Origin of the sequence: Raoultibacter massiliensis (assembly GCF_900199545.1) — a bacterium.
GTDB classification, from domain to species: Bacteria; Actinomycetota; Coriobacteriia; order Coriobacteriales; family Eggerthellaceae; genus Raoultibacter; species Raoultibacter massiliensis.
Map to the genome: position 1 here is coordinate 17,558 of NZ_LT962670.1, position 24,327 is coordinate 41,884.

Here is a 24,327-nt window from a genome sequence, read left to right on the forward strand (position 1 = left end):
GTGATTCCTCCATTTCGATTTCCCGAATCCCTATTGCGCTTCGGATGGCAACCGCCTCGAAACGCAACCGAAACGATTCTTCCACGGCAGCGAAATATCATGTACCGTTAGTCAGGTGATATCAGGTCGAGTGCTTCACCTGTTTTAGATGAGCAGGCTCGGTAGCGTTGCGCTACTGTATGATTGGGTTGATGTACGCCGTGCGAGAGGATCCATGAAAACCGTCTCCATCGAAATACCGGCAGCAAAGATGTCGATCGATCCGATCCTCAGTATCGGCTTGGGCCTTCATTGGACATGGGTGTTCTGCATCATGTTTGCAACGGGCCGCGTTCTCAATGCGCCAGTCGAGGGATATGACGCCTCGCCGCTTGCAGGATTCGCCCTCGGCGTGTTCTGCACGATCTGCATCACGTTCCTTGCCGTCGGGATTTTCGGCGCCAGCATTGAGCCTCTCTCGCGCAGAAAGCATACGATCATCGTCGTAACGGTTATGGGCATTGTTGCGACTGTCGCCAGATTCGCATCCACGATGTTCGATTCCTACGAAGCAACGTACGCCACAGGGCTAGCTGCAGGATTGTTCGGAGGAATAGCAACCGGATATCTGCTTATATGCTGGGGCTTCGCTTACCGCAAACTCGATAACAGCTCGGTTGCCCTCAATGCCGCTATTGGATTGCTGTTTTCTGCTGCGCTGTACGTCGCTCTTCTCCTGCTCGACAATCCCGCAGTCCTCATCGCCGCTACGGTTTTCTCGATCGCCTCGGAGGGCACCCTGTGCTTCGCTGCCCAAAAAACGCTTCCTGAGGAAACGGCACTGCGCCCGTTCACACAACGCAAAGAGAGGCTTCACCGCTATGCCAAACCAGCGTTTCTGAAGCTCGCCCTCGTCCTGACGATTTTCGGATTCGTCGACAGTACGCTGCGCGAGCTCGCATTAAGCACTTTCAGCGCTGGGCAAGCGGTTCCCGATTCTCTCGTGGGCCTGTTCCTCATCGCAATCGGGTTCATTGCTCTGTTCTTTCTCGTCTACTTGGTCATGGAAGCGCGCTCGTCCGAAAACGGAACCTACTCTTTCGCCACCCTGTTCGTGGTTGGTGTCTCGGTGGCGCTGCTTTTTTTCATGGATCCCTCGTTCGGGTTCGCTTACAGGTTCGTATGCGTTGTCGTCTATCTTCTGTTTGAGCTTCATGTTTGGGTGCTTCTGGCCCATATCGCCCGCGACCGCAACGTTGCACCGAGCATTCTATACGGGTTCGGTTTGTTCTTTCTCTTCGTTGGTCAGTTCTTGAGCCCTATCGCCAACGGGTTCGTGGCCTCGCTCGCGCAACCCCTCCAGCTGGAACGCGTCACCGAGCCCATCGTCCTCATGCTCGCCTTGCTGATTGCAGTCGTTCTGCTAGCCACGGGAAACGCCCGAAACGGATCTTTGTTCGATGGCGAGCGCGCCGATACGTCAATCTTTCTCGATGACGAACAAACGAAGCGCGTTGAGGTCATAGCGGATACCTACCTGCTGACCGAGCGCGAAAGCGAAATTCTTTCCATGCTGGTCAAAGGGAGGAGCTTTGCGAAAATCAGCGAGCGCCTCTTCGTATCGGAGAACACCACAAAGACCCACGTGAAGAATATCTACCGAAAAACCGGCGTCCATTCGAAACAAGAGCTCATGGATCTGATGGATGACATGTAAAAGCGCAAGCATCAATGCACGGTCTCTAGAGGCGCACAGAGCTCACCTCATCACCTCATCGTGGGCTACGCCCACCACAGCTCTCTTTGTCGAGTGAAAATTTTGCCTGGAAAGCGCTTTGCATGAAAAACGGGCGCCGGCCTAAGCCAACGCCCGAATTCGGATACTCTTTTATCTTATAAGCCGCAGCCTACCCCACCGGAACGATCTCAGGCAAAGCCACAACCGAAGTCGGATCGCCGCCCGCATCAATAACGCTGATCACTTCGCTCCATACGCCCTCGTCCCGATACGTGAGCCACAGTCCGCCTGCGTTATCGTTGAAATCTCCCGCATACGGACCGGTGCCGGAAAGAATCGAAAGCTCGCTGGCATGATCGACGAAGCTGGCAATCGTTGCCTTAAGGCCGTCGACAGGCCAATTCGTCTTTGCGTGCTCGGTCAACGCCGCAACCGCCGCGTCGACGGTTCCGGGATTTTCAGCTACCTTCTGTATGGCAACGGCAACGATCTGCCGATCCTGAATCTGGCGGCATGCGTCCAGATCGTACGCGTACAGTTTACGCACGCGTGCGAGCACGAGCGATTCGGCTCCATTGAGGTCCTGCGAACCGGCAGGCAGGGATATCTCGTTGCCGCTTACGATATCCTGCAGATTCATATCGATCGGAACTTCGGCCGTTATGCCGCCAAGCGCATTGATGAAGTTTTCAAACTCGACGAATCCTGTATCGAAGTAGTATTTGATGGTAACGCCAGTCAAGCTTTCAACCTCTTTGACCAGAGCCTCGATGCCGCCCTGATGATATACCTCGTTTATCTTGTTCGGCGATCCGTTTAGATCGACCTCGGTATCGCGAGGCACCGTAACAAGCGTTACCTGGTAGGTTTTAGGATCGATGCGGGCAAGCATAATGGTATCGGCGCGCCCTGATCCATCGGCGTAATCTGCCTTGTCGATTTCCACCGTACCCGTACGGGAGTCGTTTCCGACGATGAGAGTGTAGAAAGGCTCCGTTTCCGCTCCTGCGGCTTTGTCTGTCGATACCTCTTTCATCGCATCGACATCGCTTTGGGGCTCTTGCTTCTCCTGCTGACAACCAGCCAAAGCGAATGCGAAAACCACGCAGAGGGATACCAGCGCGATTTTTATCCAACGACCCATGTAATCTCCCTTCCATTTACCGCCGACAGCGAAATGCGCATATGCAATGCGCATTGATTTACTTTGCATTGTATCGTTTGGATATTTTAAGCCGCCGCGGGGATTATGGCAGTACTATTCACATCAAGACCACTCGGATCTTCGCCCGCATCGACAACGGACATGAGATTCGCCCATCCTTCGGGATTCTCATAGCAAAGCCAAATCCCGCCGGCGGATTCGTTGATGTCGCCGTCCGTTGGACCCGTGCAGCTATACATGGTCATGCTTCCCGAACCGCCCGCGTACTCCATCGCCAGCGTTACGAGATCCGCTGCGTTCAAATCGGTTCCAACGCTCTCGGCAAGGTTCAGCACAGTATCGGGCAGTTCGTAAAACGGTTTTTCGAGCACCTTGGTAATAATCGCCTCGAGCAGCGTTCGGATGTTGTTCTGCCGATGGGCGTCTTGATCCGTTTCGTATTCATGACGGGCTCGAGCGAAAATCTGCGCCTGCTGGCCATCAAGCGTCTGCACGCCTGGCTGGAGCGTAACCCACTCCCCCGTCAGCGCATCCTTGTACGACAGCTCGATGGGAACATCGACCTCGACGCCGCCGAGCTTGTCGACAAGATCTTGAAATTCAGAAAAATGCACTTCGGCATAATGGGTTATCGGAACGCCGGTAAGATCGGAAACGGCTTTGATGGAGTACGCCGCACCCCCGATGTTGTATGCCTCGTTAAGCTTCACGATGCTGCCATCCTCAAGCGTCAACGGCGTATCGCGCGGGATCGACACCATGGTAACCTGCTTGTTTTTCGCATCGACGCGCACGAGAATCATAACGTCGGAGCGCTGGTTATCCCCCGATTCGGCCGCATTGCCCGACGTGCCCGACCCCTCTCGCGAATCGGAGCCGAGAAGCAACATGTAGAACGGCTCGCCTGCAATGGGAGACGAAAGAACATCGTCGACCGCGGCATCTTGCTGATCGCCCATAGAGAGCCGTTCGTCAAGCTGCCCCGAAAACCACAGAGCATAAGCGCCGGTTGCACATACGGCAAGCAGAACGAAGGCACCGACCGCGATGAGAGCCTTTTTCCAGGCCGCCATCTTCTTGCGACGGCTTCTGTAGTTGGAGCTGTTATCGCGGCTGTAGCGGGCAAGCTGCTGATTATCCGCCGCCCTCTGCGCGGTGCTTTGCTGCGATCGAGCATTATCGACCGATCGCGTTGCAGTATTCGAGGAGCTGCGAGGAATACCTTGATGACGAGGTGCGCCATGGCGACCGGCCCGTGCTTTGCACTGGGCGGCCCTCTCATCCCGATCGCCCGATCGATCCCTTTGACGTATGGAAGTCATACCATTGGACACCCGACCTTGAGACACATTATGGTACGCAGCATCGGGCTGAGGGCGACTCGGTTGTCCTTTCGAGTGCGCACCCCGCCGGGGACTACCACCTGATCGTACATGCTTTGCCGCCACTGGTGCCTTCCTGAATCAGCAGTATCCAAGGAATAATAGCATAGGAGCAAACTGCGCTTAGTTTTTCCAAGGGGAATTCATGCATGAATGCACTGGAAAGATGGTTCATGCGACAACGCCCCCCGAATACGTCTTCACGCAATGCCAAAAACAACGACCGCCTGCCTAGCAAAGCGCAATGCATTGAGCTAAGTACGCGGTTAAATCAGAAAACGATTCTGGCGAACCGCCTCTACACAACACTACTTTTGCGGAGTGATGGGGGACTGAGGAATCCCGTAGAGCCCCTTGTCGGTCGTTACATTGCGGGCCACGCGCCCGCCCATGCTAATTTCGGCGTTGTCCACTATCGAGGTCATGTGTTTTACAGTAGCGTTCAGACCTATTCTGACATTTTCTCCAGTAGTAACGTACCCAGCCAAAACCGCGCCGGCGGTTATCACTGTATTCGCGCCGATATTGCCATCGTGCCCAATCCGAACATGATCGTCGATTTTCGCATGATGACCAACCTTTGTATCGGTGTTCGACCCACGGCATATCGTTGTAAAACTTCCCACTTCAACGTCATCGGAAATGTCAACCCTACCCAAGCAAGGAAGCCTCATGTTGTCTCCGTTTTCATCCTTAACAGGGAAAAACCCCTCGAGTCCAATCAAGGCCATTTCCTTTATTAGGCAATTCTTGCCTATTGACGCATGTTTGATCACGGCGTTTGCGAGCACTTGGGTATTGTCACCAATTTCAACACCATGCCCAATCAAAACTCCTGGTTCAATGCGCACGTGATCGCCAATAACGACGCCTTCTCCGACATAATATCCTTCGGAGGTAAGCCTGTACGCTTTCTTTTCCTCAACAAGGGCCAGCTCCTCCGCAAGACCGCACACAAATCTCGTATAGTCGAGAACAGGGTTGTCGCAAAATACAAAATGATGTTTTTCCGAAAGACCAGCTGGAACCTCAATGCCTTGCTCAACAAAAACGAGGCAATCGGAAACAAGCTCGAGATTGTTTAGTTTCGATTCAAATTTCTTAGTTGCGTACAAAGCTGTTCCGCTCTTGGGATCTTCGATATAAGAAACGCGTTTTACTTCCGCAAATACGTCTTGCATTCATCCAGCTCCTCTTCAGTTGGCTCTAACTTAACCTTGATTTGCGCCGCCCATCTCCGGTCAGCGCTATTTTGCCATCATAATATATACATCTTCCGCTTGGGAAAAGCGGGCATCCAGCAATGAATAGATATTCATTGCTGACGTATTCGATGTTGACACACGTCCAGACAATGCACGAATATCCGCTTGCCTGCAGTACTCAAGCGCCTCATAATACAGCTCAACAGCAACACCTAGTGCACGATACCTAGCGTCGACGGCAGCAAGGCGGATGATGGCCTCTTCGCCAATTCGCTCAAGAATCAAAAACGCAACAAGGTCGTCTTTGCTGTACCCGCGAAACACTATATCTTCGCTTGCATAGGAGGCATCGAGATATTCAGACAGCACGTTTTTTATATCACGGGGACCCATATCGGCAGCCCAACGAAATCGGCTATCACGGCTAAAAGACTTTGCGGCGATATCGAGTATGGTCTCCCGGTCCTCCCATCCATTGCGTACGGCCAAGCGTCTTTTTTTCAACGTAAAATCACTTTTCGCAACATTCACGCATGCAATAACGTATCGATCGAGAAAATCTAAACCTGCAGAATGCATGTAGCTCGCGCTGCAGATCCCCGCAGGCATACAGACTTGAACAATAGTTGTATCTTCCTTGAACAGCTCAATAACTTTTTTAATATTTTCAGGCACTTCAAGCTTTACAGCTACTATTCTATGGGCTCGATAGTCTTGCCTACTGGCTTCAACGATTCCAAGCTCGCGTGCTGAGTCCAGCGATAGTTCTTGCGGATTCGCAAAAGTAATTCTTTCATATTTCATAGCCATGCGCTCAATTCTGAGTACAGTATTTTCCCTGATTCGTTTCTGGGAAGAGAGTCTATTGACTTAACGTTAAACACTCGTTTTGGAAAACCTGTCTTTTTCGAAGCTAAATCCGCCAGCTCCTCAAAACTGGCCGAATCGCAAAAAATTGTAACTAGATCATCCTTTCCGATACAGGCAACGCTATACCCTTCGGCCCTGAGCATGTTTTCCATCTCATCGAGACCCACTCTATTCCCATATACTTTTACGATTCGTTTTTTTCGCCCAACTATCTCAAAAAATCCATCTTCATCAATTCTGGCGATATCCCCAGTTTGCAGGCAGCCTTCGAACTCGTCACCATGCATCAGGTCCCCTGCTTCGCTCGCATAACCCATCGTCACGTTAGCACCCCAGTAAACTAACTCTCCCAACGCGCCTGGATTATCGTGGATCGTCCCTGCTTCATCGAGAACCGCCATACGTCCACCCGGAATGGCAATGCCAACGCTACCCACTTTTTCGAGAGCGAATTCCGGAGGAAGGTACGCCATCCTTGCGGTTGCCTCTGTCTGCCCATACATCACAACAAAATCTATTCCTTCATTCAGGCATTCTTCGGCAATCCATCGATGCGTTTCGGAGCCGAGCGGACCCCCTGCCTGCGTCAAATAGCGCAACGACGGCAGCTCCCTTATGTCAAAATGAAGCTTTCTTAACATTTCGTACGAATACGGAACTCCTCCAAAAGTTGTCACCTCGCAATCGCGGCAAGCGTCCCAAAACAATCGATCGAAAAACGATCGCTCAGTCACAAGCAAAGAAGCTCCAGCAACTAAATGACTATTAACTATTGATATGCCATACGAATACGAGAACGGCAGTGTTGTCACAGCCCTATCGGTTGAGCATATCCCAAGATACTGTTTTATAGAACATGCGTTGCTTGAAATGTTTTCATAGGTAACTCGAACGTATTTTGCGCCACCTAAGCTCCCTGACGTAGGCAACAGAAGAGCGAGACGGGAATCCATACTGGGAGGCGCATCTTTCACCTGATACAGAGCATGCTCCCCCATGCTCACCAAAGAGACCGAAGCAATCCTACTCTCGCGACACCAGATATGTGAAGGCGCAAAGGCTTTTATGATGGAGTGCAGCGACTCTTCGTCGATGCCCTTTTTCACCATCAGCATCACTGCACCTACGCGCAACAACGCCACATACGCCATAATCGATGCCGCAGTATTGTCCGCCAGAAAAACTACCAGGCTTCTTGAGGGAACCTTCTTTTCGACCAAATCAGAGAAACGAAGAAGATCAGAGTACAAAAAATAGTCTTCGTTCTCAATTAGCGCCACATCGCCCGGAAGCGCTTTTTCGAGCAAATCAAGCATTACAGTTCAATGCCATAACGACGTACTATTTCTTGCCCTTTTTCGAACGATGCCAAGCCAATCATATCGTCGGGATCGATCGTTATATCGAATGCATCCTCCAACGCAGAAATCAACTGCATATGTCCCACAGAATCCCAATTTGGATGCCCCTGAAACTCAAGCCCCTGCAACGCTTTACGATCTACAAGATCGAGAGCATCCATAAAAACGGCTTCATATAATTCTTTGTTCGTCATACCTCCACCTTATCTTTCATTATCAAAACGCATTGACGGCCTCGACAACCGTTGTAATCGCCTCTTCCGTCATTCCGACGTATAGCGGTAAACTGAGTTCTCTTGCAGCAATTTGGTTAGCGAGCGGCAGTTGCGGGAGCCCGTCTTTTTCATAAGCCCTCTGGTTGGCAATGGATATTGGATAGTGGCAATTAACCCCAATGCCTCTTTTTTCTAAGTGCGATCGTAACGCATCACGGGCCTCGCAAAAAATTGAGAAGATATGCCAGACATGATTTCTTCGACTTCCAATGGTAGGCAAGATAACTTTCTCATTTTTAATTTCTGCCAGATACCGCTGAGCGACCCTGGCTCTATCCTCGCAATACTCATTTAAATGGGGAAGCTTTATCCTTAAAAAAGCCGCTTGCAATTCGTCGAGTCGGCTATTTGTCCCTTTTACATTATGGTGATACTTCTCGACACTCCCATAATTGGCCAACTCTCGAATCTTTTCGCCTAAGAGCCGATCATTCGTTATTACCGCGCCGCCGTCGCCCAACGCACCCAAATTTTTCCCTGGATAAAACGAGAAGCATCCGGCGTCTCCGAACGTTCCAACGTGCTTCCCGTCATACGTAGCTCCATGAGCCTGCGCGCAATCCTCAACCACGGCGATCCCCTGCCCTTTGGCCACACGCGCAATTTCTGCAATCTCAGCAGCCTGACCGTACAAGTGGACGGGAATAACTGCTTTCGTTGATTTGGTTATTGCCGACCTGAACCCCTGACAGGTCATATTCAATGTCTTTGGATCAGGATCAACTAGAACCACCCTTCCACCCACCGCGCTAACGGCAAGCGCCGTCGCAACAAAAGTGTTCGACGGCACAATGACCTCATCACCAGAAGAAATGTTCAGTGCTCGCAACGCAAGGGTCAGGGCATCGAGGCCCGAGGCCACACCAACCGCAAAAGAACTGCCGCAGTAATCCGCAAACTCCCGCTCAAAGCGCTTGCACTCATCACCAAGAATGAATTGCCCTCGATCATAAACCCGAAGAAAAGCGTCGAGCATTTCTTCGCGAATCTCGCCGTGCATGCCATCAAGCGACGCAAACGGGATCTGTTCGCTATGCACCATCTACCTCCCTACCGCCTCTGAGCCTGGCGGCAAAATACCTTATAATCTCTTATATAATCAGAAGTATCATAATGCTCGCTCGCCATAACCAAAAGAACGGCATCAGGCGAAAAATCAAACATTTCCCTCCATACCATGTGTCCTATATAAAGTCCTTTTGTCGGATCGTCTAAAACGATTTCTTCCCTCTCGCTACCGTCATCCAACAAAATCGTGACGCTTCCATGCACGCACACAAGAGCCTGCTCAAGGGCCTCGTGCGAGTGAAAACCTCTTCTCACTCCATCTTCTACACCAAATATGTAGTAAACTCTTTTGACATCAAACGGGATAGTGTCGCATGCCTCAATGGCCACCAAAGAACCAAATCTGTCCAAATAGCAGGGAAATTCAAGGATTCTCACGTTTTTTACCATTGACTATTCTTTCGTTAATTATCTCTGAAGCCGTCACCAAATTGTAGCATAATTAGAAGTCATCGCTTTATTGTAAGGAGAACGCATGGACAACAAAACCGAACGCATTTTCTCGGTCTCGTTAATATCATACAATCAACCCGACTATTGGCGCGAAGCGGTCTCTTCGGTCCTCGCTCAAGATTATCCTGCCATAGATCTAGTTTTCTCCGATGACGGCTCACCGGGCTTTAGCAAGTCAGAAGTAGAAGAATTCATCGAGAGCAGCCGAGGTAAAAACCTTGTCTCTTATACTGTAATCGAACATGAGGAAAACATTGGCACAATGAAAAACCTCAACGATGCAGATGCCGCATGCACCGGTTACTACGTCACCCATCTTGAAGGAGATGACGCATTCGCAACCAATCATGTTTTATCCGATTACGCTAAGGCAATTGAATCAGCGCCCAAAAGCGCTCTTGGGGTTTTCGGAAAAAGAATTGCCTGTGATGAAAAGCTTCGCATCCTGCCAGACACAAGCAATTATGTACAGAACTATTTCTCTATCGACGAAATGGTCGAGATGGACAGCATGACCCCACGTAATCTGTACCGTTATCTTGTCATCAAAGGAAACTGCCGCCTGCCTTGGGGTTCTTCTGCCTTTAGGTTCGCCGACTATCGCCGATACCTTCCCCTCGATACGCGCGTCAACTACATCGGCGACTGGCCTTTCTTTCTTAAGATAACTCGCGAAGGGCACACTATGTCTTTCGCCAATATCGATGCCATTCTTTACAGGAGGGGCGGAATATCCACATCGACCGAACTAACGCCTTTGAAAAAGAAGTATCTTTCTGACCGAGCAAAAGTATACGCTTACGAAATATTTCCCTTCATCAACGAATATTTTTCCCCAGAAGAGCGCGTGGAGATATTTGAAACATACTCCTCGATCCAAAGGACGGCTCCCAGCGAAACCGATCTGATCGCTGCCTCAACCGCAATCGCCCAAGACAAACATACCGCAGCACTCGTCATTGCAAATATGACCAACTTATACCGAAGCAAATGTCTAAACAACGCTTCCGCGAGCAGTAAAGCCCAAACTGACTGGATTCAGCAGCTTCAAGAAGGAAAAGATTGGCTCGAAGACCAATATCGCAAACTAACGACCGAGAATAGCGAACTTAGAAACAACGCAAGAAAAGCAGCGAAAGACGTTCAAGCGATAAAAGATTCTTCATCATGGAAAATCGGTCGTGCGATAACCAGTGTTCCGCGAGCAATCAAGAAAATTGCTCGCGGAACACGATAGCACTGAACGCACTACAGGAGTATATTCATGGATTTTCAACCAAACAACGTTTTCTCTGTTTCGATCGTTCATTTTAATCAGCCTGATTTCTGGCGCGATGCGGTGTCTTCTGTTCTTATGCAGGATTATCCTGCCATACAATTGGTTTTCTCAGACGATGCCTCCCCTGGTTTCGATAAGACAGAAGTTGAACAATTCATCGAAAACAACAAGCTGGACAATCTTGTTTCTTACACTGTGATTGCACACAAAGAAAATATTGGAACGGTACGCAATCACAACCTTGGTGATGAAGCATGCATCGGGCAGTACGTAACTCATTTTGCGGCTGACGATGCCTTCGCAAGCAAATCGGTGCTATCAGCCTACGCCTCGGCCTTGAAGACCATTCCGGACGACGCGCTTGGCGTATTTGGCAGAATCATCCCATGCGACAGAGAACTTGCACCCATAGCTAAACCAAAAGTAAATCTCCCGTCCGAAGAAGAGCGGATCGCCGTTAGCGAAATGACCGCAGACGAACAATATCGCCATCTGGTGTTTAAGCATGGCAGCAGAATTCCCATGGGTGCATCTGCCTTCATTCGCGAGAGATACAGCGCCTTCCACCCCCTTGATACTCGCATGAAATTCATTGAAGACTGGCCTTTCTTCTTAAACATAACCAGAAACGGCCATCGCATGCTATTTGCCGACATCGATGTTTTAATGTATCGAGCGGGCGGAATATCCCAATCGAAAGATGCCGACGAATTCAGAAAATCATATCTTCAAGACTTGGTTAGTGTTTACGAAACATCGATCATCCCTTTCATATGCAACCGCTTCGACGACAAAGAGCAAACGAGCATCCTATGCACCTATCTGACCCTCATTAACAGAATTGATGCCGTTTCGAACTCAGAGAAGCTTGCATCGATCAGCATAGATCCAGATATGATGTTTCGGGTGTGCAAAAAACTGTTATCCGATGCGCGATCAATGAACAATTGGATCGGGGAACTTCAAGAGGGGAAAGACTGGCTCGAAAAGCAATACTACATTTTAACCGAACAAAACCAGGCTCTTCAAAACGAGATCAAAAGGATGAAAACCTCCTTGCCGCGGAAAATTGCTAGAGGCCTCACTCGCCCCATCAAAATGCCGAAAACAAAATAAATAGAAAAGCGACGCTACTTACAAGAAGGGGCTCGCTTTCGGCGAGCCCCTTCTTGTAAAGTTCCTTTCGCCCGGCACGGACTCAAGCTGAAACCACTATCCAACAAAATCGTTAACCAGGTTTGCTATGCCCCTCACCTCATCGTCGCTCAATCCAAGGTGTAGCGGGAGAGTAACAATGTGCTTGGATATCTCATGAGCGCGTGGACACGTTCCTTGCCCATATGAATACATTCCGTATTCCGTATTGTCTCTATAGTGGACACCCGTAAACACCTCATTTTCTGCAAGGAAATTCATCAGCGCGTCTCTGTCGTCGACAGCTATTTCATAAATATGAAAGGAACATTCGTCTTCGTACGTAGCTGGAATAATGTGTATTTTATTGTTACTCGCAAGACATTCATCATAGATCTTGACCATCTCCCGTCGACGCGCGTTGTCTGAGTCGAGGTATTTCAATTGCGTCAACGCCAAAGCAGCCATGATGGAGTTGCCGTGGTATTTGTAACCCAGGTAATCAACATCGTAGCGCCATTTATAGTTTCCGGTTGAAGAAGTTCGTTCGTATGTATCTTTATTGATACCGAGCCATGAATACTTTCGGCATATTGAATCAAGTTCCGAATCAGCAAAGCAAATCATGCCGCTGTCAGCCGTTGGCAGGTTTTTGACAGCCTGAAAGGAATACACGGTCACGTCGATACCGTTTAGGGTTCCTGGGAACACTCCATTTACCCGCGTTCCGCTCATATGAGCTGCGTCGAGAATAAGTTTGAGATTGTACTTTTCGCATATGGCAATTATCTCATCAAGCCTACCGAATCGCCCACCGTAACCTACAAACATTACCGCGCGAGTTTTCTCGGTAATTTTCTTCTCCACGTCGGCCGGGTCAAGGCAAAGAAACTCGTCCACGTCAGCAAACTTAACTTTCATGTTCTGGTGAAGAATTGCATGATTGGTCGACACAAACGTGATGGGTGTCGAGATGATTTCATCGCCGTCAGCCCATCCATACTTTTCTTTCAAGATTTCAACAGCAAGATAAAGTCCTGCGGTATTTGAATTCAAGAAATGCGCGTTGGTATGACCTGTGTATTCCTTCCATGCCTCTTCGAACTCAACTGTTTTATAGCCAAGACCCGTCCAACCTTTTTCGAGACATTCCCGTACAGCTTCTAGGCATTCTTCTATGTGAAATTTCGGAAGAAACACTTGCTGTCCCATTATTACACTCTCCTTGATAGAAACTCGCTTGCGACAGCATTAAGAACCAGCGCCCTCTTGCCGTCTATATCTTCTTTACCGATTACAGTGAATCCTAGCCTTTCGTACAGATCCAAAGCTCGGCAGTTACACTCTAAAACGCTAAGATGCATTGATTTCATCTTCAATTGGCCAAAAGCAATTCCCATTGTAGCGACTAACGCGTCACGCCCCAGGCCCCTTCCCCTAAATGAATCATCAATAACGAACCGCCCGAATTCGCATCGCGTATCACTCATATTATATAGCGCCGTCGCGCCTGCAAACATATCTGTATTCTCGATTTGCGCATACACCGCAAACATAATGTCGTTTTTTTTCGCAAGATACCGCTTAAACCACTGTTCCTGCTGCTCCTGCGTTATTTCGGTATCAGAGTAAAAGAATTGCTTATTCTTATTCCGCAAAATACGCAGTGCCTCCACATCCTGTTCGGCAAGAGGCCGCAAACAAACCGACCCATATGAAGCCTGATATTGATGCCGCATAAGAATCTCCCGTTCACGCCTTGCTTTTTTCTCCATAATATCACAGCACCCATGTCAAAGAAGGAGCTCCGTCAAAAGAGACCGCACAGCCAAGAGTGCAACTCGCGCATGCGTCTTGCATGTTGCCGAGCACCTCCCGCAATCCATCCTATCGGATCATCATATAATGGAAGCGCGGGATACCGTCGAAAGGAATGATAGTCAATGAATAACTGTTTGTTTTCCGTTTCCATTGTTCATTACAAGCAGCCACTTTATTGGCGCGATGCAATAGACTCCGTTCTTGAACAAGATTATCCAAATATCCAGTTGATCTTTACCGACGACGCCTCTCCCAATTTTGACGAGAATGAGGTTGCTAAATATATCGAAGCAAAAGCTCAATCCAACCTTTTTTCCTATAAAGTAATCACGCATTCCAAAAACCTAGGAACTACAGCAAATCACAATGACGGCGATGCTCTTTGCACGGGCCAATACATTACGCATTTTGCGGCTGACGACGCCCTACACAGTCCGCAAACCCTTTCTTGTTTTGCCGAGGCGCTCGAGCAAACCCCTCCCGATACACTAGGTGTTTTCGGCAAGTTTTTCCCATGCAACCAAAAGCTCCAGCGAGACAAAACCCGCGATAAATGGTTGCCATCTTTCAGCGAGTGCACAGAGCTGGGCTCCCTCTCGTCAGAGCAGCTTTATCGACGACTTGTATTGTCGAGAGGATGTAGAATTCCTATGGGCGCATCCGCTTTCATAAGAGACCGATATGCTGAATATTGCCCACTTGACAAAAGAATGAACCTTATTGAAGACTGGCCATTCTTTCTTAAAATATCGCGATCCGGCTATAGAATGAAATTTGTCGGAAAGGAAACCCTCGACCACCGAGATGGCGGCATATCAACCTCATTAAAGTCTACGCCACTTAAAAAGCTATACTACTCCGATATGGTAAAAGTATATGAGTTTGAGATTATGCCATATCTTGAAAACTACTTTTCTCTTGACGAGCAAGCGCAAATTATCGCTGACTTTTTAACCACCCCACGCGATGAAGAATCAAGAGAGTCTATACTTGTGCCTATTTTGGATAGGCTGGCGAGCAACGCGCCTCTTTCTCTGCTAGTCAACAAAAAAATGGCTCATGCATATCAAGAGCTCAACGATTGGACACAAGAATTACAGGTAGGAAAAGATTGGCTTGAGCAACAATACAAAACCCATACCAGCCTCTTAGAGAAAATTAATAAGCAAAACGAGAACGCCTCCCTGGGAAGAAAACTCAGAAAGCTCTTCTTGCAGTAGAGAAAAGCATCGAATGCATGCGCCACGATTTCCTATTGGAACAATTTTGCAATTTTCCTTGGCAACCAGGTTATGGCCCGACCCACCATCCATGAATTCGATTGACTGAATTTTTTGTTCTTCTCCTCCAAAGTTTTATTTCTTTTCCGTAGATAGTCGTTTGACTTCCGTAGTGCAGCAAGTTTTTCATGAGTGCCTCGGGTGTATGCTTCGAGAAGGGTATCAAGCATAAGACGCAGATTGCCCCCATCCGTAGCCGGCTCGCCCCTTGAAGTCGAAAAGACTTTGTCCCATAGATCGACGAAATCAAAATTCGCAATGCGAGCGAGACTTTGCTTCGCCTTCTCGCTCATGGCTTTTGCTCGATCGTCATCGCATAACACTGCAGCCACTTCCCGAGCCGCAACTTCTGCCCTTCCAAAAGGAACCGATACCACGCCACAGTCTCCATCAACAAGCGATAAATAAGGGAGTTCATACATTATACAAGGAAGACCAAACACCTTGCTCTCGACCAGCGTAAGAGGGTATCCCTCTCTTGCTTCGGACGTCATCAAAAATACTCGGGCGCGGCGAAAACAGCTTGCTTTTTCTTCGCCATCCAACCAGCCCGGAAACTCAACAAAACCCGTAAGCCCCAGGTCATCGGAGAGAGCCCTGATTTTAGCGCCGTACTGCTCGTTTGCGGCTGCCCCCGCTAATATAAAACGAGCCTCTGGATCTTCATTATGTACATGGAAAAACGTAAACAAAGCTTCTTCTGGATGCTTTTCTGGCGAAATTCGCCCCATCCATAAAACTACCTTTTCCATAGATAAACTGGGGGCGTGCCCATCTTTTACCACCATTGAAATAGGGTTTTCTGTCTGAAACACGTTCTTGTTATACGCACCCCAAAACATACTATCTGGCGCATTTAGAGTAACGATGGCATCGGCAAGGCCGTACACTTTCGGCATTTCCGCAAATCGTGTATCTAGAAAGTTGACACAATGAGAGAAAACTCCGTGACAGTGGACAACAAATCTGATCTCGAGCAATTTTGCAACAAGCATGTCCCATAAAAGCGAGTGGTTTAGCCATCCGTGATAAACGATCGTATCGATTTCTCTTTCAAGAAGGATTCGGTACAGCGCTTCTGCTCGCATGAAATAATGAGCCGGATCTAGCTCAAAAATCGACGGGATCTTAATTACGTCGACTCCTTCTATATAGTTTTCAGCATCGTGTTCTGTTTCCTTGTCAACCAAAAGGATTACGCTATATCCCATCGAAACCCATTTTTTCGCCAAAGAACGCATTACACCTTCAGCGCCACCCCCATAATATGCATGATAATATGCTGCTATACGCTTTGCCTTGACAGGCTGCGCCGCAAAAAGGGACGACTCGCTTATCATAGAAGGGAACGATCCTTGATCCTCCCAATATGCACGCGCAAATGATGCTACCGCCTGCCAGCCTCCCCACTTACTGCAAGATAGATCGAATGCACGTGCCGTATCCTTGTGCGATAGCATATGCCTACACTGATTGGCGCAATTATCCATCAGTGCTCGCTCTATCCCGTCGAGTCCCTTATAGTACAAATCGGGAGCGTTCCGCTCATCGAGAAACGCGCGCACTTCTTCTACCGCCTTATACGAATCGCTTAATTCTTTGTACCTTTCGAAATCAACAATCGACGACCCATCCTGCCCATCTCCAAAGTTATATATATAGAGATTACGGTTAGACAACCCTCGATACGATTGCGCGTAGTAAGCAATCCCCGCATAAGAGTAAAGATCGTCTCCTCGATGAACGCCTATCGCCCTGACATGCTCGAACCCTTTTCGGCAGACGCTTGCAGAAAACATCTTGTTTACCAAATTCCAGTTATACTTTCTTTCGGTAAAACACGCTTCGTAAACCTCCTGCCCACACAGAATTTCTTTGCAGGGAGCCAAAAATCGTTCTGTAGAATCGGCAACTTGAGCTTCATGCATTCGAGCCGGCTTAACCGTAACGCCAAAGTGCAACACGTCTACAGGTTTTACGCTCATTTCCCTATGCAATATTTCGAAAGCATCCTGTTCAAGCTCATCATCGGCATCGAGAAACATTATATATTCGCCTAGTGCTTTTTGTACTCCGCATTTTCGAGCAAGCGCTCCGTGGACATTTTCTTCAAGGTGTATACAGCTCACACGATCATCGAGACAAGAAATCTCTTTCGCAATCTCGTACGTACGATCCGTGCTAGCATCGTCAACAACAATTGCCTCAAAATCCGCAAATGTCTGGGAAAGAACACTATCCAGACTCCGATTCAAAGTGCCTTCATTATTATGAGCAGGAATGATTATCGATATTTTAGGCATAACGTCCCCTCGCACCAACGATATATAGCATCATGCTACTATACTATCAAACAGACTACGTGCTCTCACCTTGCCTGGAAATCGATTTTTACTTAACTTCCTGGTAAAAAGAACCAGAATCCTTCTCATTCGCTAATGCTTGCGAAGCTTCGTACAATCTATCAGAATTTTTCCCATCATGATGAAAAAAGAACTTTTGACACCGCTTTTGATAAACAGTCTGGTCTATATCGTCATTCTCCGTTCGGCTAAGAACAAGAGCCAACTCTGTGATGGCGTCTTCAGCGTTAGTGGACAGCGGCCCGAATCCTTCATTCTTATCGAGCGAAAAATCCAATTCTGAGTATTGGTTTAAACCTGCTTTAAATTCCTTATAGTCCGGAATAAAGTATAAAATATCACATCCTGCATATACGAAATCATATGCGTATGAAGAGTAATCTGTTATCACAACAGCATAGTCGCTCTCTAAAATCTGCTCTGAGGACAAACTGACGTTATCGTTATCAAATACAAACAGATGCTTATAGCAAGAAAAATTTGGATGAAGCTTGATTTCAAGCGAAAATCCCCATTTTTCTAGAAGTCGTTCCTCGATGAGCCTTGAAACAAATGTCTTTACCCCGCGGTAAAATGAAGAAGAGATCAGCAAGTCATCCACAGCTGTTCTTCGAGATGCCTTTCCCGCAACAAGATAGGCTCTCCAAGAAGGAGCAAACAGAATTTTTTTCTTTGGTCGAATATTTTCGACAGAAATCATATCGAACCGCGGCATACCAGAATAAATAATTGATGAATCAGGAAAGCAATACCGATGAGTCAGATTAGTTGCTTCGAGCTGAGTTGAGATCACAATTTTATCAAACAACAGCCTATCGTACGAAATATACCACGGCATCCGCGCATGAAGAACTCCGTGCTGCAAGTAAATTAGCTCCTGCTTCCCAGCATAGTCTCCAAGACCGTCGTATGTTGATTGACTCATTGGCCGATATGTGAAGCTTTCTACATATGAAGCGAAGATTATTTCTGCCTTTAGGGAAAGAAACACGTGCTCAACCGTTTCGCATTTTACAACATGCCCTAGAAGGACAGGGTGTTCTTTTTCTAGCTGCTCTCCGCAGTTGCTTATATAGTATCTTTCGATTCCGTCATCTTTTTCAATATCATGAAGAAATTGGATCAGAGCATTGCCCTTTGTTGGCGACGCCGGCAAATCAACATATAGCCATACGCGTTGCTTTCTGCGCCTCATCATAAGCATCGAAACAAGCAAACGCTTTACGAGAAAACTCCGGTCTTCCATAGCCTTCTTTGCAAACAGCAAAGCAGTTGACGCTATTCGTTTCCGATGGATTATCAAGTTATCGCCAGATACCTGAAGCATGCATTTTCGGAATAGCGCGGTACCGTCAACAACGAAAGCATTATGGCGCTTTAGGGTTAAAGCTACATCGATCCTTTCAATCGGGCGACGCGACACTTCTGCGATAAACCAATAACTAATCGAATGACGGTCAGGCTCGGTTGGTATCTCTATTGCAAAATTATAGCTTTTCGCCGTTTTGACCTTTGCTTCGTTGTATTCAAAGGATGAAGAGTCGAGCAAAACCTCAACTCTTTTTTCCCCGAAGCAAAGGGAAAGGATCGGCTGTGAGTCAAGGATAAACGCTGGGCAATCGAAGTGGCCTCGCATTAATAGATGTCCCGCCGATTCCAGGCAATGAGTAATTGTGATTTTTGGTTTGTCCGTTTCCCAATACTTCTTGTTTATTGATACCGTAGTTCTCTCACAACCATACGAGACTGAAACCTCTTCTTTAGACAAGATGTATCTGTTAAGCAAATAACCCTTATGATATTCACTAAGGTATGGTGATCTAGCATACGAGAGCATCGGTATCCGTTTGAGAATCGAAGCTAGTTGCTGCTCTTTTCCGCTCCTTTCATCTCCTGTACAAAATGTTGGGAATAAGAGATCACCTCGCAAACGCCAATCTATGTTATATAAAATCAATTGGTATGCATATTCCTTCATTGCAGGGTTTTCTTGAGCTATATCGAGCAGCGATTGATACAGCGTGATCATATCGTCGAAAGCGTATAAAGGATTGTTTCCCTGTCTGGAAGCGTTACTTCCATCCTTTGTATATATGTACTCGGCTTTCGAGCAATAGCCTATCTTTGCCTTACCTTTAAGCCTTTCGGTAATAAAAAGCTGGTCCTCTCCCATTTTCATGCCATAAGCAAACACCGCATCTGGATCCTGCTCGTTTCTAATGCAAACATTCATCGTTGTCTGCGCCACATACGGATACTTCTCTAGATCGTAAACTCCGTCCCCATCAAACCATGTCTCTCGTTTATGGGATTTTCTGCTTCCAGTATAGGGGTTAAAATACTGAAGAGGGTAGGTAATAAGATCAGTGTCTTGTTCGCATTTTTCGAACACAGAAACGAGGCTTTGTATAGTGCCTGGAGAAATCAAATCATCCGCATCAAGAAACATAATGTATCTACCTACTGCGGCCTTCATTCCCGCATTTCTTGCAGCAGATACCCCTTGGTTTGTTTGCGAAATCAGCCGAATGCATGAATGCCTTTCAGCCATGTTGCGGCAGAGCGATAAGCTACCATCAGTCGAGCCATCATCAACAAGAATTATCTCAAATGATGCTTTGTTCGCTGTTTGTCCAAGGACAGACTCGACACATTCTTCCAAACGATCCGCCTTGTTGTAAACCGGAATCACTACACTCATAGAGATTTCACTTTTAAGAGAAGCCATTTTTATCCGTCCCAAACACTTCGCGAACTATTCGATCAGTAGCGTGTCCATCACATGAAGACATGAAACGTTGCCTAAATTTTGTTACCTTTTCACCATCATATCGCTCATCTAGATGCACAAGGTACTCGATCAGATCCTCGTTGTTTTCAAAAATAGGCCCAGGAACAAATTCTTCGTAATTGTAGTAAAAGCCTCTCCAATCATCATAGTCGCCTTTGTCGTAAGCAAAGAAGAGCATCGGGCGCTCAAACAAAGAGTATTCGAACACAATAGATGAATAGTCGGTAATGCAAACGTCCGCGACGCACAGGAGATCCTCTATTTCAATTGCCCCAGAAACATCAAAAGCGAACCCATCGCAATCCTTCGGCACCGCCGGATGATCCCGGACGAAAGGATGATGCTTAATCAAAAGAACGTAATCCTTGCTTAAGGTTTTGCGTAGCCCATCTATATCCAATCTATCTGGACCAGATGCCTTCGACACTCGCCCTCTGAAAGTAGGCGCGTAAAGGATCACTTTTTTATTCTTAGTTTGAGGAAACAAATCCTGCACATGCGCCCGCGCCCTCAATATAAAGGCTTCAGAAAAAAAGACGTCTGTGCGGCTGACGCCAAGTGGCTTGATTATGTCGCGCTGCTTCTCGAGCCCCATGGCCTCCGCATAAGCCCAAACAACTTCGGGGCTGCTTACGGTAACCAGCGACAAGTTCTTATAAAACGGGTGTCTGAGAATCTGCTCTCTCGTGCCTCCAAATTTAAGATCAGCTGTACTCATTCCCCATTTCTTAAAAGCTCCACACGCGTGCCACAGCTGCACTACCTTGGTTTGATCCCTTAAATTCACACAGCTAATCACATCCGAAGCGTCATTCAAAAACACATATTCCGCTGTTGCTATTTCCCTTAATGCATGCACACAGTGAACGAAATACGTAAACCTCGGCACGCGATGCTGTCCTAGCGATATATAGAGAAGGTTATAATCCCCGCACTTCTCAAGCGCACAATAAAGGGTCTCAAAACTGTCGGGCATTTTCTCTTGCTTCGATTCCAGGAACACCACTTTATTACACGCAAGTGACCTTTTTGCGGCACAGAAATAGACAAAGGGCAGTATGATTCCAAGAATTACATCTTTTATTATCGATCTGATCGCGCTTCTACAACGCGCTGCAACGTTTTTACCCTGTTCGCCTATATTGTTTTCACTCATATGCTCATTCCTTCTCCGCAATCCACCGGATAGCAGCATCGACCAATCGCTCGGTCGCGTTGCCTTCGTGTTCGTCTATTGCCCCTTTTGCAAACCTGGATAAGGATTCTTCTGGATATACGCTTAGACCGCGCAACAATGCGTCAATATACTTTAGCAGCTCTTTTTTATTTAGAAAAACAAGCTGCGGGCACTCCACCATCGGATCAGTGTTCAACCCTGGAGAAAGACGATACTGATCTATATCGGGAGTATAAAACAATACTTTTTTCCCAAGAAGAAATGCTTCATAAACAATCGACGAATAATCGGTTACCACGATAGAAGCTCTTTGAAGAAGCTCCTCTGCTCCCCCCGAAGCAACACCAAGAGCTTCTAGCGGATGGAAAGACCATTCAACCAAAGCAAGTTTATTAAGGTACCTCCATTCGTCTCCCTGATACAGTTCTCTAAAGGGATGTCTCGTCGTTTTTTCTTTTCTTAGCGTCGGCGCGAAAAGGACAGTTGGACGATCCGATGCGTCGTCACTTTCGGGTTTGATGCTTTTTAGAATGCTTTTGCTCGAAAGGGCGCTGGGTTTTTCTTCCTGCCGAAGCATCCTCAATTCATCATATTCTGGTCTATGAAGCAATGCCACTCTGCTTTTTGGGTATCCAAACGCTTCTGCATAAACGGATCTGCAACCTTCGCCCGAGCATAATATCCAAGAGTAGTTCGCATGTACTCTGTATAGATCAAGTTCAAAAAGAGAATGCCCTTCGGAAGTATTATAGGATTGATAGCCAAATTTTTTAAAAGCTCCGAAAGCATGCCAAATTTGCACGATCACAGGCTCAACAGGAAAACTATTGTGTAAAAAAGGCGAGTCCGACAAAGACAAATCGAGCTCCTCGCTGGTACTCTTAAATTTTATAAAACCTACTACGGGATCATACCTATCGAGAAAGCACGCTCTGCAGCGGGCAAGATGATAGATCTCCAAAATGACATGGGCCGCATATTTGAAAGCTGTTTTCTTTGATAGCTTTTGATTCAAATAAACAGGCGTGTAGCCTCTTTTTGCGAACTCGCATCCTAAAGCAAGATAATCATGCGACGGAGTATTTGCTTGTCGAGAAGCAAACAAGATCTCATCTTTGCGAGAAAAAAGGCAGAAAAACCTGTACAGCACGTTAAAAACGAACCGTGCACATACAACAAAAACTCGCTTAGCAGCATTTCGCATTCAAACAAACCCTGCTCGACGCAACCCTACATGTTCCATTGCATTATTGTTTTCCCCATAGGTTTTCGCATATCAACCTCAAATGCGGTTTGGATATCTTGAAGATTAGACACTGCATGGACGTGTCCTATCAGGCTTGATAGATAATCAAGAATATCTGGGTGTTTTCTATACAGTTCAACAACCTGCACGAAATCGACTCGTCCGCTGCGGCTATTACCAACGAAGCGCAATCCCTTCTCCAAAACCATTCGTGTGTTTATTGGCACGGAATTTTCGACAACACCCAAAAGAGACACCGTCCCTTCAGGTTCGATATGCTCGATAATCTGCTCAATTGCAGAAGCAGAACCCTCTCCCCCACAACACTCAAAAGCATGATCAACTCGCGCTTTGACGGGCATTTCGCTTGCCAGAAAAATATCTGAAACAAAAGTGAAATCAGCCAACTTCTGAGAGTTGCGACCAACCACGAAAAGCTCGGTATCCGGCAAAAGATAGTGGAGCAGCAGCGCCACAATGTAACCAACATTGCCGTCGCCCCAAATCCCTACCCTCCTCCGTCGACAATGAGCAGTCAGCATAAAGCGGCGTATCGCATGCATTGCCACGCTTACCAACTCAGTAAATGCAGCAATATCGGCATCGATGCCTCGAGGAAGAGGAATGACTCGATCTGGCGACAGGACAACGAGCTCCTGCATAAACCCATCAAAACCACTTCCGCGGAATTTACTGTCAGAAAGATAATTTTCCGCAATAACCAGATCTTGCTTGGAAGGCTCATTCGGGATCATTACAACCAAATCGCCGCAAGTATGCTCTCCCGTCTGATCGCTCACCACACGACCGATTCCTTCATGAATCAAAGCCATTGGTAATTTTTTTCTTAAAACCTCTTCGTTGCGAACACCTTGATAATAGCGCTGGTCGGCATTGCATATCGATAAATTAGTTGGCCTAACGACAACTCTGTCGGCTGCGTCAACCTGTAAGAGCACCGGCTGAATCGTTCTCGGAGCTATGAGGCGGTAGGAGCAGTTCAGCATGATTGTCCCTCTACAAGCGCGAGAGCAATCCTCATATCTTGCGGATATGTTATCTTAATATTTGACTCTTCGCCTCGAACCAACGCGACGCTTTCCCCACGTAAAACCAATGCTTTGCATGCATCAGTAAGAATCGCTTTTTCGTCTTCGCTCAAAGACAGCATGAGTTTTTTCAAATGCAGCATCTTGAAACTTTGCGGAGTTTGCCCCTGGTATAGCATCCTCCTATCGGGAATAGCTGATATCGTTTCGCCGTTCGCGCTCTCCACAATAGTATCTGTTGCCGGAACGACGGTATCGCAGGCGCCGTATTTTTTGACTGCTCGTATGTTTTCCTCTATAACTCGGTACGTTACAAATGGCCTTACTGCATCGTGAGTTACCAAAATCGTGCCATCGTCGGCTCCATACTTCGTCTCGATGTGGTTAATGGCGTTCATGATTGTTTCATTTCGTACCGAACCGCCAGCTGCAACATCTATTTGTCCAGCATGTTTCGAACAGTATTTGTTAATGATATCTTGAGATTGTCGAAGCCATGTTTCTGGGCATAGCAAAATCACCCGATCGAAGAATCCACTTATACAGAACTTTTCAAGAGTATGCACAACGATGGGCTTGTCACCCATCATCAGAAATTGCTTTGGCTTATCGGGATTACCCATCCGAACACCAGAGCCTCCCGCTAGAACCGCAGCATATACCCTACCATTCGCGTTGGACATAATCAGCC

Annotated in this window: 20 protein-coding genes; 4 read left to right on the top strand and 16 right to left on the bottom strand. The window is 47.3% G+C overall.

The features are described 5' to 3' along the window. Positions 1-214: 214 nt before the first annotated feature. Positions 215-1,696 (top strand): helix-turn-helix transcriptional regulator, encoded by a 1,482-nt coding sequence (locus tag C1719_RS00170; protein WP_180963385.1) that lies wholly within the window; start codon positions 215-217, stop codon positions 1,694-1,696. Between the two features lie 190 nt (positions 1,697-1,886). Here the strand turns inward: C1719_RS00170 and C1719_RS00175 are convergent, their stop codons facing one another. The 8 genes from C1719_RS00175 to C1719_RS00210 all read right to left on the bottom strand — a co-directional run bounded on the left by C1719_RS00175 (position 1,887) and on the right by C1719_RS00210 (position 9,433). Beyond that, positions 1,887-2,861 carry an LCP family protein gene (locus tag C1719_RS00175; protein WP_102373912.1) on the bottom strand — a complete coding sequence of 325 codons (975 nt, stop codon included), beginning with the start codon at positions 2,859-2,861 and terminating at the stop codon, positions 1,887-1,889. 86 nt (positions 2,862-2,947) lie between these two features. Further along, entirely contained in the window at positions 2,948-3,955 is a 1,008-nt protein-coding gene (locus C1719_RS00180) for an LCP family protein (protein WP_245874212.1), read from the bottom strand. Between the two features lie 617 nt (positions 3,956-4,572). Further along, positions 4,573-5,445 (bottom strand): DapH/DapD/GlmU-related protein, encoded by an 873-nt coding sequence (locus C1719_RS00185; RefSeq protein WP_102373265.1) that lies wholly within the window; start codon positions 5,443-5,445, stop codon positions 4,573-4,575. 66 nt (positions 5,446-5,511) lie between these two features. Then, positions 5,512-6,279, bottom strand: coding sequence for a GNAT family N-acetyltransferase (locus C1719_RS00190; RefSeq protein ID WP_102373266.1), 768 nt, complete (start codon positions 6,277-6,279; stop codon positions 5,512-5,514). Continuing rightward, positions 6,270-7,655 (bottom strand): AMP-binding protein, encoded by a 1,386-nt coding sequence (locus C1719_RS00195; RefSeq protein ID WP_102373267.1) that lies wholly within the window; start codon positions 7,653-7,655, stop codon positions 6,270-6,272. Before C1719_RS00195 ends, C1719_RS00190 begins: the two co-directional genes overlap by 10 nt. Then, entirely contained in the window at positions 7,655-7,894 is a 240-nt protein-coding gene (locus C1719_RS00200) for an acyl carrier protein (protein ID WP_102373268.1), read from the bottom strand. The genes C1719_RS00195 and C1719_RS00200 overlap by 1 nt, the downstream gene beginning before the upstream one ends. 22 nt (positions 7,895-7,916) lie before the next feature. After that, positions 7,917-9,017 carry a DegT/DnrJ/EryC1/StrS family aminotransferase gene (locus C1719_RS00205; RefSeq protein ID WP_102373269.1) on the bottom strand — a complete coding sequence of 367 codons (1,101 nt, stop codon included), beginning with the start codon at positions 9,015-9,017 and terminating at the stop codon, positions 7,917-7,919. Positions 9,018-9,025: 8 nt separating this feature from the next. Continuing rightward, a complete protein-coding gene (locus C1719_RS00210; RefSeq protein ID WP_102373270.1) occupies positions 9,026-9,433 on the bottom strand; it encodes a sugar 3,4-ketoisomerase in 408 nt (135 codons plus the stop codon). An 85-nt stretch (positions 9,434-9,518) separates the two neighbouring features. Between C1719_RS00210 and C1719_RS00215 the strand changes: the two genes are divergently transcribed. Together C1719_RS00215 and C1719_RS00220 are read left to right on the top strand one after the other, a co-directional pair. Then, the gene (locus C1719_RS00215) at positions 9,519-10,733 is read left to right on the top strand and encodes a glycosyltransferase family 2 protein (protein ID WP_102373271.1); all 1,215 of its coding nucleotides are present in this window, start codon (positions 9,519-9,521) and stop codon (positions 10,731-10,733) included. 27 nt (positions 10,734-10,760) lie between these two features. Next, the gene (locus tag C1719_RS00220) at positions 10,761-11,891 is read left to right on the top strand and encodes a glycosyltransferase (protein ID WP_102373272.1); all 1,131 of its coding nucleotides are present in this window, start codon (positions 10,761-10,763) and stop codon (positions 11,889-11,891) included. Positions 11,892-11,987: 96 nt separating this feature from the next. Here C1719_RS00220 and C1719_RS00225 read toward each other — a convergent pair whose 3' ends face one another. Together C1719_RS00225 and C1719_RS00230 are read right to left on the bottom strand one after the other, a co-directional pair. Continuing rightward, a complete protein-coding gene (locus tag C1719_RS00225) occupies positions 11,988-13,121 on the bottom strand; it encodes a DegT/DnrJ/EryC1/StrS family aminotransferase (RefSeq protein WP_102373273.1) in 1,134 nt (377 codons plus the stop codon). Positions 13,122-13,123: 2 nt separating this feature from the next. Beyond that, positions 13,124-13,684: a GNAT family N-acetyltransferase gene (locus C1719_RS00230; protein ID WP_102373274.1), complete on the bottom strand. Its 561-nt coding sequence runs from the start codon at positions 13,682-13,684 to the stop codon at positions 13,124-13,126. 168 nt (positions 13,685-13,852) lie between these two features. Here C1719_RS00230 and C1719_RS00235 point away from each other — a divergent pair, with 168 nt between their 5' ends. Further along, on the top strand, positions 13,853-14,950 hold the full coding sequence (locus tag C1719_RS00235; RefSeq protein WP_102373275.1) for a glycosyltransferase: 1,098 nt from the start codon (positions 13,853-13,855) through the stop codon (positions 14,948-14,950). Positions 14,951-14,982: 32 nt separating this feature from the next. On the opposite strand, the gene C1719_RS00240 is transcribed toward C1719_RS00235, so the two are convergent. From C1719_RS00240 to C1719_RS00265, 6 genes are all read right to left on the bottom strand, one after another. Next, positions 14,983-17,313, bottom strand: a complete 2,331-nt coding sequence (locus C1719_RS00240; protein ID WP_102373276.1) for a glycosyltransferase — start codon at positions 17,311-17,313, stop codon at positions 14,983-14,985. A gap of 88 nt (positions 17,314-17,401) precedes the next feature. Further along, complete coding sequence (locus tag C1719_RS00245; protein WP_102373277.1) at positions 17,402-20,101, bottom strand: bifunctional glycosyltransferase/CDP-glycerol:glycerophosphate glycerophosphotransferase; 2,700 nt, start codon at positions 20,099-20,101, stop codon at positions 17,402-17,404. Continuing rightward, complete coding sequence (locus C1719_RS00250; protein ID WP_245874213.1) at positions 20,088-21,320, bottom strand: CDP-glycerol glycerophosphotransferase family protein; 1,233 nt, start codon at positions 21,318-21,320, stop codon at positions 20,088-20,090. Before C1719_RS00250 ends, C1719_RS00245 begins: the two co-directional genes overlap by 14 nt. 4 nt (positions 21,321-21,324) lie before the next feature. Then, on the bottom strand, positions 21,325-22,545 hold the full coding sequence (locus tag C1719_RS00255; RefSeq protein ID WP_102373278.1) for a CDP-glycerol glycerophosphotransferase family protein: 1,221 nt from the start codon (positions 22,543-22,545) through the stop codon (positions 21,325-21,327). A 26-nt stretch (positions 22,546-22,571) separates the two neighbouring features. After that, complete coding sequence (locus tag C1719_RS00260; RefSeq protein WP_102373279.1) at positions 22,572-23,594, bottom strand: alcohol dehydrogenase catalytic domain-containing protein; 1,023 nt, start codon at positions 23,592-23,594, stop codon at positions 22,572-22,574. Next, entirely contained in the window at positions 23,588-24,319 is a 732-nt protein-coding gene (locus tag C1719_RS00265; RefSeq protein WP_102373280.1) for an IspD/TarI family cytidylyltransferase, read from the bottom strand. Before C1719_RS00265 ends, C1719_RS00260 begins: the two co-directional genes overlap by 7 nt. Positions 24,320-24,327: the final 8 nt, after the last annotated feature.